This window comes from Desulfosporosinus sp. SYSU MS00001, from assembly GCF_049943955.1.
Taxonomy (GTDB): Bacteria; Bacillota; Desulfitobacteriia; order Desulfitobacteriales; family Desulfitobacteriaceae; genus Desulfosporosinus.
This window is the reverse complement of sequence record NZ_JBNFTW010000006.1, coordinates 228395-241292: the sequence shown is the minus strand read 5'-3', so window position 1 is coordinate 241292 and position 12898 is coordinate 228395. Positions and strand designations below refer to the sequence as shown.

The 12898-nt window shown below is 37.2% G+C and carries 9 protein-coding genes and 1 tRNA gene; 5 read left to right on the top strand and 5 right to left on the bottom strand.

Annotated features, from left to right (window positions below):
- Positions 1-135: 135 nt before the first annotated feature.
- From ACPUYX_RS13080 to ACPUYX_RS13065, 4 genes are all read left to right on the top strand, one after another.
- Entirely contained in the window at positions 136-1623 is a 1488-nt protein-coding gene (locus ACPUYX_RS13080) for a spore germination protein (protein WP_007787644.1), read from the top strand.
- A gap of 4 nt (positions 1624-1627) precedes the next feature.
- A complete protein-coding gene (locus ACPUYX_RS13075; RefSeq protein ID WP_007787645.1) occupies positions 1628-2749 on the top strand; it encodes a GerAB/ArcD/ProY family transporter in 1122 nt (373 codons plus the stop codon).
- Positions 2746-3834, top strand: coding sequence for a Ger(x)C family spore germination protein (locus tag ACPUYX_RS13070; protein ID WP_007787646.1), 1089 nt, complete (start codon positions 2746-2748; stop codon positions 3832-3834). Before ACPUYX_RS13075 ends, ACPUYX_RS13070 begins: the two co-directional genes overlap by 4 nt.
- Before the next feature lie 162 nt (positions 3835-3996).
- Positions 3997-4251 (top strand): hypothetical protein, encoded by a 255-nt coding sequence (locus tag ACPUYX_RS13065; RefSeq protein WP_042339194.1) that lies wholly within the window; start codon positions 3997-3999, stop codon positions 4249-4251.
- A 240-nt stretch (positions 4252-4491) separates the two neighbouring features.
- Here the strand turns inward: ACPUYX_RS13065 and ACPUYX_RS13060 are convergent, their stop codons facing one another.
- The 5 genes from ACPUYX_RS13060 to ACPUYX_RS13040 form a co-directional block, all read right to left on the bottom strand.
- Positions 4492-5175, bottom strand: coding sequence for a hypothetical protein (locus ACPUYX_RS13060; RefSeq protein ID WP_007787647.1), 684 nt, complete (start codon positions 5173-5175; stop codon positions 4492-4494).
- Complete coding sequence (locus ACPUYX_RS13055; protein ID WP_426380129.1) at positions 5168-6793, bottom strand: hypothetical protein; 1626 nt, start codon at positions 6791-6793, stop codon at positions 5168-5170. The genes ACPUYX_RS13060 and ACPUYX_RS13055 overlap by 8 nt, the downstream gene beginning before the upstream one ends.
- A 1-nt stretch (position 6794) precedes the next feature.
- Positions 6795-9599, bottom strand: coding sequence for a helix-turn-helix domain-containing protein (locus tag ACPUYX_RS13050; protein ID WP_426380079.1), 2805 nt, complete (start codon positions 9597-9599; stop codon positions 6795-6797).
- A 4-nt stretch (positions 9600-9603) separates the two neighbouring features.
- A complete protein-coding gene (locus tag ACPUYX_RS13045; protein ID WP_426380078.1) occupies positions 9604-10854 on the bottom strand; it encodes a hypothetical protein in 1251 nt (416 codons plus the stop codon).
- Positions 10855-11757: 903 nt separating this feature from the next.
- A tRNA-Ala gene (locus ACPUYX_RS13040) sits at positions 11758-11833 on the bottom strand.
- 497 nt (positions 11834-12330) lie between these two features.
- Here ACPUYX_RS13040 and ACPUYX_RS13035 point away from each other — a divergent pair.
- Complete coding sequence (locus ACPUYX_RS13035) at positions 12331-12888, top strand: LutC/YkgG family protein (protein WP_426380077.1); 558 nt, start codon at positions 12331-12333, stop codon at positions 12886-12888.
- Positions 12889-12898 lie beyond the last annotated feature (10 nt).

Sequence of the window (12898 nt, the reverse complement as noted above, 5' to 3'; positions counted from 1 at the left end):
TTGTATCTTTCAGGGCCTTTTTTGAATTTCTTGTCCAGTATAAAATGAAGCGGAACTAATCATAATAAATGCGAATAATAAAATTCTATATTTTACCTTTATCGCTAAATTATTAATCTAAGGTGTTGACCGCTTATGTTTTGGAAAAAGAGGAAAAGTGGAAGCGACCGGAAACAAAATGACCCTAACAAGGAAGTTGAAAATACAACTTTAACACTAGATACTCTGAAAAACATTGTGGTGAACATGGATGATGCAGAAATCATTGAACGTCAAATTAATCCAGACCATAAGGTTACACTTCTGTATATAAGAACGTTGATTAATCAAGAACGTTTGAATGATGAAATTATTGAACCGTTGATCCATCATTCTCCAGCCCCTATTCACGAATGTATAAACGTTTGTAAAGCATCGAAAGTCAATGACTTAGATGAGGCTCAGAGGCAACTGATGGAGGGGGCGATACTTCTTCGTGATCGTAGTGAGGACCAATGGTTGGCCATTAAACTAGAAAATCCATTAAGCCGTTCCATTGAATCCTCTGAAACGGAAACCATTTTATTCGGTCCAAAAGATAGCTTTAGTGAACAAATAGAACAAAATGTTACACTGATTCGAAGGCGGCTACCACTGACGAAACTCAAAACGGAAAAGTTCACAGTCGGTTCTCTAACTAGAACACCGATTGTACTTATGTACATTGAGGGATTGACTAATCCTGAATTAATTACCATTGCGAAAAGTAAAATTCTTACTATTGATTATGATTTGTTTTTAGATTCATCTCAAGTTGCCGCGTTTATGGAGGATCACGTTCATAGTATCTTCCCCCAATTCCAACAGACAGACCGTCCGGACTCATGTGTTTATGCTTTGGGCGCCGGAAAACTCACGATTTTGGTTGGCAATACTCCATTTGCATTAATTGCCCCTATCACATTTTTTGATCTCTTTATCTCTCCCGACGATTATATCCATCGATGGCTGATTGGAAGTTTTTTGCGTGGCGTTCGCTTTGTAAGCTTTTTTCTTTCGCTGACCATGATCCCTCTCTATGTCGCTATAAACACACATCATTATCAGATGTTTCCCCTTCAAGTGCTATTCGTTTTATTAGAATCCAGAAGCAAATTGCCTTTTACCCCATTTTGGGAAGCATTTCTAATGTTAATCATAATCGAAATCATAATTGAAGCCAGTCTTCGAATGCCTACGAAGACTGGACAAACTTTAGGAGTAATTGGCGGGATTGTCATTGGGCAGGCTTCTGTTGAAGCCGGATTTGCAAGTAAAGTGTTAATTGTCACAGTAGGTATTTCCACAATTGCTTCGTTTTTAGTTCCCAATTATCTGATGGTCAAAGCTAACAGGCTACTTTTATTTGCTTTTATGCTACTTTCGTCAATTCTTGGAATATTTGGTATGGCACTTGGGTTCATTATAGTTCTCGTTCATTTGAATGGGCTTACATCACTGAAACAGCCTTACTTTGCCCCAATTGCTCCTTTACATATGAGCGATTGGAAGGATCTTTTTATTCGCGCACCCTTGCAGTGGATCAAGACGCGTCCTGTTTCTTTATATCCCCTGCAGAAATGGCGATCCAGCCGAAGGAGATGATCACTTGCCCTCACCTTCGTTATTTGAAAAATCGTCTCCCTTTAGCGGCGTTTATTTCATGTTGATGGTCAATCGAATGCAAATGCTTTACTATTTTATAATCATGCCGAGGCATTTAGTTCATCCTTATATGATTATGGGGATTATGGCCGTAGGAATCTTGTCGCAAGTTAATTTGATGCTGTTATCCAAGTGGTTTTCATCTGATTTTTCAGTGCAGGGTTATCAAGGATTCGTGCAGCTATTAGGTGAAAGGACGGTTAGAGTATTTGCTTTTCTTGGTTTGTTTCTAATCTTGCTCAGAATAACTGTAATGACACTGGGATTTGTGGAAATCGCGCACCAATATATATTTCCCTCGATGACTTCCAATTGGTTAATTCTTTCCATCTTTATAGTCTGCTTTTACCTAGCCTCTCAAGGGATGGAGAATACCATACGTTTTGTTGTGATCGCATTTCTAAGTACAATTTGGATGGTGATCATATATTATTCATTTTTCTTTCCGCCGATTGCTTCTATGCATGATTTATATCCTTTGATGCCGCCGGAATGGTCGGCAATTTCTTGGAAAGGGTTGTTATTGGTTTGGTCCTCACTGTCAGGAGTTGAATTTTTGGTATGTTTGACTCCTTGGCTAAGGCCAAAGCAAAAGATGCTAAAATACTTGACGATCGGCAATACGATCTCAGTCTTAGAATATCTAGTCTTATTTATATCATCGCTATTATTTTTTGGTTCCAATTACTTAGACAAAACGAAGTATCCTGTACTTGATATGGTTCGGTACCTGCAATTTCCTGCCTATGAACGAATTGATATAGTTTTGATCTCGGTCCATCTGTTTGTCCTTGTATTTGTTAACTCAATTTTCATTTTATTGTTTTATGGGGCTATCCGAATCCTCTTGGGAAAAGGGGTGCGACAGACCACACGAATGGGTTTTGCGGCAAGTTTTATAATAATTCTTGTAAGTATCCTCGTAATCAATGAGTGGTTCTGGAAATCCGGCGAAGAACAGAACATTTGGCTGAACCTTCAGATTGGAGTAGGAGCATTCACCTACCTTTTAGTTCCGGCCTTCCTTCTGGTAGCCACTAAACTGAAGGGGCGTTTCAAAGTATGACGCATATAAAACGAGTAGTTTTATTGATGATAATAATAAATATCGTCTTTTTGAGCGGATGTTCTTCTTTTTTTGTGGAGAACAATACGGTCGAAGAAATCGCTCCTGTTATTTTCTGGTCTATCCAAGAAGGTGAGTCAGGTAAATTGAAAATAAGCACATTGGTGCCGCCATTGATCAATGAGAAGAAAAGTATGCTCACCCTTCAAGTTAATCTATTAAAACAGGGAAGAAAGGACTTTAATTTAGTTTATTATCGCGAATTGAAATCAGGACAACTCAGAATGTTGTTTATCAGCGAAGAGCTTGCCAAAAAAGGGATTCTTCCCCTTATCGACACCCTTCTCACAGATCCCGATATCTCCCAACGGCTCTATCTCGTGGTCATCAAAGGAAATTTTGATGATTACATCAGAAATCAAGTAGATAAACAAGAAAACCTAGATTATTTTCTTTATCGCATGCTTAAACATTATGAAACAAAAAATCAAGGGGATATCACTGTAATTAATTTGCATCAATTCTTGAAACGGTTGTACTCTCCATTTTCAGATCCCATACTGCCTGTTTTTAAAGTTAACAAAGAAAATTTCATCTACAATGGAACTGCCTTTTTCAAGGATGACAAATTAGTTGCAACCATCAGCGACATGAATGATCAAATTCTCCAACTCCTTAATAACGATTATTACCTCAAACTCTTACCGATTCCGTCCTTAGCCGTCTCTTTAGGTCAGATTCGTTCAAAGGTTATTATAAAATTAGCTCCAGACTACTCGTCAATTTCAATTAAGGTGAATTTGGTTGGCAGAATCGAGGAGTACCGGGGGGATAAAAATATAGTCGATAGTGACGAATTAGAGGACCTTAATCAAGAGATCAAATCCTATTTGGAAAAACAAACAACTGCGTTACTACAGAAAATGCAACAGTGGAAAGTTGATCCTTTACAAGTGGGGACACACTCGCTTACCCCCTTCTCGCAACCAATCAAGGACGAAGAGTGGTTAAGGAAATGGGGGAATATGGAATTACAGATCAATTATCAGCTTGATCTCCAAACAATGACGAATGTGAACAAATAAGTGATGGATGAATTAAGATTGGTCGTTGATTAGTGGACAATCACATCTCAAATACATCAAATAAAGTTACTCGACTAATCTAAACATTGCTATTAGCATCTCACAGTTAATCTGTGGTTTTTTGCACAGGATGCAACTCGCACGTATAGCGTTGTTCATATAGTGTTAGATATAGATGGATTTTTAAAAGAAGATGGTGTATGGGTTAAGGGATCTAGTATTGATTTTTTAACAACAAATTTCGGACTTTATGTAACCGCAAAAAAAGATGGAAAACGCAACACAAGAGGACCTCAGGCGATTTTTAAATTACTTAGCGCGATAGGAATTACTTGCAGAATTACATTCGCTAAAGACCCAAATTCTGAACGTATCTTTAAAACTTTGACTTCCAGTTATTCTTATAACTCGATGTAAGGATTGGGCCTACGCTCCAGTGAAAGAAGGCGATGACTTCATAGTCACCGCCCTCTTTTCATGTTTTTTGCTCTTAGCTGAACAAGGTGTTTTTAGCTCTTTTAGCCTTAATTATCTGAGCGAAAACCTTTGAGAAATTCAATGCGATTTTGACTTTTGAACCTAAGAATGGAACCCGTTATTAGTACCTAGGTACCTTTTTCTGAGTTTTGGTTGCTTCGCCTAACAAGAATTAAGGACCTAAAGGTCCTTCTTGAAAATGTTACCAAACCTGTTTTCTATATTTGAAAGGTTAGAATTTTTCTCCGCAGGATTAGAGCCTTTGGTTTCGAATAAAGATTCCATATTTTCAAGAGTCGTATGTTTCCTGTTATTACTGTCAAATATAATTAAATTATCTTTAAGCTGGCTTTGAGAGTGTAGGTGAGGGAATGCGCTTGAAACCATTTGTTCATTGTACAATTGTTCATAATGTTTTACCTGCTCCCGTAAAAGCCGTATCTCGTCGTTTCTAAGCCTTAACTCCTCATTTTCACCTTTTCTTCGATTGAGCTCCTCTTTCAAATTCTTTGCCTCATTATAAAGTTCAATGAAGGTCGTCTCGATAAAATGCAGCTCGTGAATTATTTTGTTCTTGTCATTTTTGTACACTTCAAATATTTGTTCAATATTTGGGAAATATACATCATCATTATCTGTAAATCCAATAGACCTTGAGATTGGTTTATTTAATTCATCGATTGTTTCGGGTATACGCCTACTCCACGTATTTCTGCCAATTCCGGTTTCCTTTTCTAAGAAAAGATATGTTAGTTTTTGCCCCTTGATTTTATTTTTAATCTGTAACGCCATTTCTTTAAGTTGCTCATCACTATAGTTGGAAGGTCTACCTTTGCCAGCCTGTCCAACCCTTTCTTTAGTCATACCTGTCCTCCTCCATCAGTCTTGAATCAACCATTGCTTTTTGATTCATGTATTTGACCAGATTCTTTGAATTTGTTTTTAATAATTCCTCTGAACCAGGGTGTTTAGATAGGAGTGATGAACTGCATTGTTCCCTCATAATTAGAAGGATTTCATTCATGCGTTGATTTAGGAAGGTGGAGAAGTCTTGTAACCATTGTATTCCTTGTTCGTATTTATCGATATCCGGCTTAAAGATATAGTTGTTGCACATCCTGCAATCCTCGACGCATGAGTTAGGGAAGATTTCAATTTTCTCCTTGCAAAAACCGTAATCCACTTTTAACATTTTAGAGGCATCCTTATCATTGTAAATTTTTCCTCTATTGTAAACATCCCTTCTCCATCCGATAAACCCCTCGGGAATTTCATTAGAAATTTTTTCTTCCAGAATGTGCTGAGCCAGGATATAGACATATGATTGGGAAAAATGTTCCGCATGAGAGTAGTAATTTTCCTGTGTGGCTATTACATCATGTCCTGCCATTCTTGCAATGGAAAGCATGTTAAAGCCCTGTAAAAACATATTGATAATTGCGAAGTGCCTGGTATCACCTGGCTTAATTCTCTCAAGGTTGTTTTCCGAATATATGCCTTCAATTACCTCGGTATAAAACTCTAGCAGTAAAAAATCAAAATTGTAGAGAGTCATCCTATTAAACGCTTGACTTTTGGGTCTTTTTCGGAACATTTGATAAAAATCCCGTGGAAAAAGGTATTCATCTTCAATTCCCAATTCCTCTAACTTAAATTTATAGGAAGAGATAATCTGGTACGTTTGACGATCAATTTGGATTAAATCATAATGAATTTCTTTTTTGGGTGTATCATTATGATCCTTGATCCTTGGTACTTTAAGCCAAATAGTTCCGTCTGGTCTTGGTTCCAAGCAATTCATCTTCATTAAAAGGAACTCTGTTGGTCGCATAGGTATAATATTCGAAACAAGCCACCAGATCATAATTGGCACGAATTTTAGGGTCTGTTCAATTGGCTTGGTCTGAAAAAAGTCGTTTAAGATATCGTTGAATGCCAGTACGTCGTTAAAATGCGGCAAATCCCGGCTGCTTGATTTTGAAAAGGGTACGGTGTTGCAAATACTTAATATCTGATTTTCCTGATCGCAAGGGAAAAAACTGATAAAGTTCTTTAACACGTTTGAAAGGTTATAAGAACGCGGCTCCGACATTGATAACATCGTCTGTTTCAGCCTGTCGGTTTTTTTAAAGCCGTTCGATACCCTAATCGTCTTTTTGAGGAGTTGGAGTTCATCGTAACACTTATGAGGGCTAACTCCTGTTGATCTACGGAACGTGATAAAGGCCTTAATGGCTTGGTTTAATTCCTCGAAAAGTTCTATATCAAATGCCAGTCGAAAATCGTTTGCCTTTATTGGGCATGGCATAATCCAGGTGCGATCATTAAAAGACTCTGCAATAATATACCCATTTTCTTTTAAAGCCAAAAAAGTGCTCAGATAACGTTCTGTTTCTGATTCGTCGTAATAAATTTGTTCGACTACGCTTACATTAGCGTGGCTGAATAAATCTTGAGAAATTTTTAGTTCCAAGCTGTTCACCTTATTCAATATAAATTTTGTCAGCCAGTTCGCTAAGCTTATTTCGTACATTTTGCATTTCTATAAATGCTTCAATATACTCCCCTCCAAAAAATTTGATTCCCTCGTCAAGCAGGAGTAATAAATTCAAAAGAAAATATGAATCTTTTTTTCGAATGGTACTATATTGAGTAGTTTCAATTGAATTAATTAAACGATCAAATTCTCCACTAAGTTCAATAAATAAGTAATTTTTCGGAATAATGTTGGGGCATGAATAACACGAGTTTAATCGCGGGTATTCACAAATAGGGTGCGTTATGCACTGGGCGTTTTCGGTTTTTGAAGGCATTTCGCCCTTAAAAATTTTTATTATAATTTCTATTAGAGATTCCTTGCTCAATTTTGCCAATCTTGTCATAACAGAATTTCGCTTTTGCTTAATTTTTAAAAGAAATTGCGCCCACTTTTCAGCCTGGTTAGGGCTGCCTAATTGATTCCGAAGGGTAACAATCGCTTCGGTTTTTTCCTCCATTGTTCGGGTAACATCAACTTTTTCGCTTGCCAATAAAATTAAATAATTGTAGAGCCATCCGAAATGCCCTCGCCGGAATAGGTTTGAGGAAACTTGATTTAAGCTCCCATCCCTATTTGTTGCTTGAACATAAATGGCTGTAGTTTCCGCCCTATTGTGGGACCTTATCCTTTGAGTAAGTTCCAGAGCCACATCAGAATCATTGCCGTCCTCATCACCTATGCTATAAAAAAAGTAAGTTAACGTGCTGTTGTTAAACTTCAGACTTTTAAAGGGCTCAAGGGATGAATTGAATTTAAAAAATTCTTGGTGACGATTTTTCCCCGAGGTAGCCACAGTTTTTCTTTCTCCATAAATAAATGATTCAAGGAGAAACGATTGAGCCTCCTTTTGCCTATGTAATTCTGAAATGATCAATGCTGTAGACAATGGCTCAACCAGTTCCGGCTCAACTAAAAATGTAACAAACGTGGTCGTTTTACTTGTTCTGATTGAACGAAAATGCAGATACAATTGATTAATAACCTTTTGGCATTGCGTAATTGATAAGACATTGGCTTTAAACCAGTCAAAAGAATCAACCTGAATAGAGGAGATATCGATTTTCGGCATATTAAAAACAATGTCGGTAGCTCTCCATGCGTCCGTAAGGTGCATTATTGTATATGCCCACATATTTGCGTAATATTGATTGTTAATCGCATTAGGCAAATGTAACATTAGATCTTTAACGTACCTGTAAAATGAATAAAAAGCTTCAGGAGAGTAAATTTCCTTTTCCCTTTTAGTTTTTTTTGATTTAAAAACAACATATTTTTTCGGAATCGACAGACCTTGGACTGTGTAGCAATATTCATGGAAATGAATAAAGATACGCCTTTTATGATCGCTTGTCATTTTATTGTATATAATAGAATCAATAAAACTGACATCTAACTCGTACAGATTTTTACTAAAAGTCCCTAATATCTCGAATACAGACTGGTAATAACCAAAAAAGCTTTGGACATGACTCGGATTGCCTCTTAATTTGCCTAATTTAATTTTACAGAACTCTACAAATAAATCCTGCGTTTTTCTCAAATTAAAGGGCAAAGGGAAAGCCGATATAAAGCGTAAAAGTTCTTCCAACGCATCTTTGTTCGTATAAATTATGCCCTTTTTATGATACTGTTGTTTAGGCCTCGAAGCGATAAATTCATCTGCTTCTTCAATCGGTATACAATACAACCCTTTAACCTTTTGGGCATTTGTAAACAACTGTTTATTTTTAACTTTTATCCTTAGCGTTTGCAATGACAATCCGGTCTTATCGGCTATAGTCTTAAGATTTATTGTATTGGAAGGCATGAGAATTGCTTTTTTGTGTTTTATCAAAGAAATTCGGCTTTGGGGTTTATAATCCACGATTGATTCCATCGGAATCATCCATTTGGTTTGCTTTGTATTAAACGGAACTTTAATAGCACCCTTGATTATTCCAGAGTTTATTTTTTGGGATAACGTGCCTTTACTGATTTTTAATAATTCTGCAGCCTTGCTGGTATCTACATAGTTTTCAAGCCCTAGATATTCGGTAAAGGCCGGTTTGCCTTTATCATGTTTTATAACGTCATAAATTAGGGGTAAATCCTTAATATTTATATAAGGGGTTCCCATATGTAAGATGTACGGTATTTTCGTTTTCCAATATTGAAAATTGAAGTCGAGATTCAATTTTTCCTTAACCTGGTTTATCCTTAAGTATTCATTTGGATTATAATCATCGATATAACCGATGCTTTGTTTAATATCCTCAATTGAGTCGGATTTAAATAGATATTTGTCCTTGTACAGATGGTAACTTACAAGTAATCCGCTTTTAATTAATCTTAAAATTTTTTCTGGACTCAAATTTAGCATGCTGCTTAATTGCTTAACGCTAATATAATCCTCCTCATTAACGTAGCCACTTAACTTCTTTATCTCATTAATCGAACTAAGTGGGATGTAAACCTTTTTGCCGAATTGTACACTGGTTTTAACCCATCCCCTTTTAATCCAATTCAAATAAGTTTCGTGGCTAATTTTAAATAAACCAAGAAATTCAGTTAGCCCCATGTACTCGTCAGTATTTATATGTCCGATATTCCTCTTTATCAATGGAATAGATTCCTGTGAGATTAGGACTTTATTACCGATTTTAATCAAAGGAACTTTTCCTTCTGCTATCCATCTGATGATAGTGCCATAGGTGACATTCAAAACTCTTGCGAGTTCAGCTTTTGTCAGAAATTTCGGTTTAGATTGCAATGTTTCATTGCTCCTTTTGTTGGCGTTTTTCAATTAGCTTTGGAATATATACTTCATGCATATTGTTGAATTTCTGTTCAAGTTTTTTTCGCAAACGTTCAGTCCTTGCCATATAGGAAAGGGAAGAGACGAGGCTTTTATCTCCACGTGGAAAAGCAATATCGTATGGATTTTCTGCTACCTCTGCTAACATATTTGTAAAAGTTCCTCTACCAATATGGGTGGACCAACTCATCATGCTCAAATGGTGTGCAAGTATCTTATCCTCGCTGTCGCCGTATGTCTTCAAGAATTCAATATAACATTTTTTTAACTTATCGAAGTATTGACGGTAACTCCGTCCAGACATTGCTTTCCCATCCCTATTTACAAAAAGGGCATTGGTATTATCCGTTGCTTTAAATAATTCAACATGATCATGGAATAAAGATTCGCCCCAGTCCTTGATCTGAAAAATTCTTTGATTTCTGGGCCGTTTAACATAACTGCTGCCTGCACTATCCTTAAGATCAGAACGGAAGTTTTGGTCCTTAATTTCAAAGAGAAAATCCCCGTTGGCTACTCGTTTTTTCACTTGAGTCCGTTTTAAATTAACCACTTCTCCCACTCGAAGTCCGCCGAATAATTGCATATAAACCCCTAGTGCAATAGGCATTGCTTCCAGAATCGCAATTTCTAATAGGAGAGGGATGTATTTAACTGGGAATGCATGCTCTACATTTGGTGGTCTCCTTTCTGGGTATATCACCTGGAAAGGAGACTCGTAGTAGATTGAGCCATGTGTTGATTCCTTTTTGACAAAGCTACTCTTATCAATGCTGGCAATAACACCTTTATCGACTAACCAAAGGTAGAAATAAGTGAGTGTCCTTTCGCTGTCTTTTACGGTTCCTATGGAATGTCCCGCAGAAGTAAGTGTATTAAGGTATTTATTCCCGTCTGCCAATTTCAAATCAGACATTGAATGTATCCTCATACTATGCTTGTTAACCATTAAGAAATTAAGGAATTTCGCGATGTTTAACGCATGTTTTTTTTGAGTGTTAAACTTCCTTGACTGCCAGTTATGTAAAATGAAATCTGTTACCGGATGGATGATATGAGTATCCGTATTAAGCTTTTTTAATCCGATCACCGCGAACTGCTTTTTAATAACTTTCCCGTCGCTTAATTTACGCCAATCAATCCATACAGGAATCATAATAAATTTATATTTTTGAAGAGTTCCTTTTTTTGATGTATACGAATTGACCATTTGTCCTCCAAAAGAGATTAATGTACAATATTGTGAAGATATTAATAAGCTGATACACTATGTTTTCCATAATATCAGCTTATTGATTTTTGTACAATGATCTTTTGAGAAAAGCATCTCGTTTCCTTTATGCATCGAATATGTAAATATAATTCTGTACAAGAAAAGTAATGTACAATATTATGGAGATAGTTAAAGCTAGACGGAATTCGCTTTGTATATTCAACTGTTGACGAGGTAAAATTCTATATTCGCCATAACAATGGAGTTACGCATCGTTTCCCAGAACTCATTACAAAGGCAATCCATAGGGAATCATTGTCGTCGGTGAGATAATATTGCCGGATCAAGTGGGAAAGCGCTGTTCCAATCCGTTCAAGTGAACCGTACACTTTTCGATTATCCTCTTGGACTCCGCTTTTGAAGGCTAATCTAATCACAAAGTAGATGATGACCAGATTCAGAATTGGGAATATAATCGCGGAGATGAGGGTGCAATAACGGTAAAGGCCACAGAGGAGTTACGCATAGCAATAGACAAATGCCCACGGCAGCAATCATAGCTTTTTTACTGTATCCACCAGTATACGCTCTCCAGCCAACGGTATACTCATTCGAGAGCATTGAAGGGTTGGAGGTTTGATCCGGATTATTTTGATACTGATTCTTACGGCCTGCTAATTTTCTGCCGCCAGTATTATAACTAATCCCTGTGCCCGGAATGCCTACGGTAGCCCCACGTTTTGAATTAAGAGTAACTCCTGGGGCAATTTTTAATAGGAAGGGATTATCTTATCCCCAATTTGTCCCCAGCTAAAATATGGCCGAACATAATGAGCCTTATTTAAACAAAAGAAAAAAAGAAAGAACCCTTGGATACCAAGGGTTCTGACACTTTCATTATGGTGGAGGTAAGCGGGATCGAACCGCTGGCCTCTAAAATGCGAATCTAGCGCTCTCCCAGCTGAGCTATACCCCCAACAACACCTAATTATATGCCAAAAAAATAAAATTGCAAGTAGTTTAACGATGCAATTTAGGTGAAATAGTCTGCCTCAATTGAAATGGCTCAGAGGATTTCCGCGTCCGGAAACCCTCATCTGCGCAAGGTCTAGAGAGTGAAGTCTACTAGACTTACTCATCTTAACATAACGCATATTTTGTCGAAAATCAATGTGTAATTTATTGTAGATTTTGTTATTTGAGGATCATTATAGGCGAATTTCTTCATTAAGGTGCAAAATACCAACAGTATGTAATCAATACTCGTTCTTTATTTATTTAGTGAAGAAATACATACACTAACTCTGAAGAAGTTAATCATAATTATTTGAAATTTTCGAACTAGGTATTGTTTTTTAGCGAAATCTATTTTAAAATAAAATTAAATGGTATGATGGTCTGACCAGCATATACTAAATCTTGGAAGCTAGCCAGAATATCGTATGAGAATATTACTTTGAGGAGGATGCCTCTATGGCAAATGCTCGTTCTGCTGAATTATATGAAAGATTTAAAGCAAAACTGGAAGCCGTATCAGGGGAATGTTATCGAGTGGACACTGAAGAGGAAGCCGGGAAATTGATAGGAACGGTTCTCAAGGACAAAGGTGTTCAGAATGTTGCTCTTTTAGAAGGAGAAGTAGCAAAAAGGGGCAATTTTGCTCAACAGTTAGAATCCATGAACATAGACGTTATGAGTGATAACTTCCGAAAAGTTACGCCAGACGCTCAAGCCGGGATTACACAGGTTTCTTACGCTATTGCCGAATTAGGTACTTTAGTCCAGGCTGATGATGATGCCAATGTCGACCAACGGCTATGTTCAACTCTCGTTCCGATTCACGTTGCTGTCGTAAGGACTGAAACGCTCTTACCGAATCTGGCAGAAACCATGTCAACAATCCATCGACTCCCTCGAATACCTGGATTTGTGGGTTTTATTACTGGCCCAAGCAGAACTTCCGATATTGAACGAGTTTTGACGATTGGAGTCCATGGTCCTAAACAACTTATTGTTGTCTTTGTGGATTAACAGGGAGAGG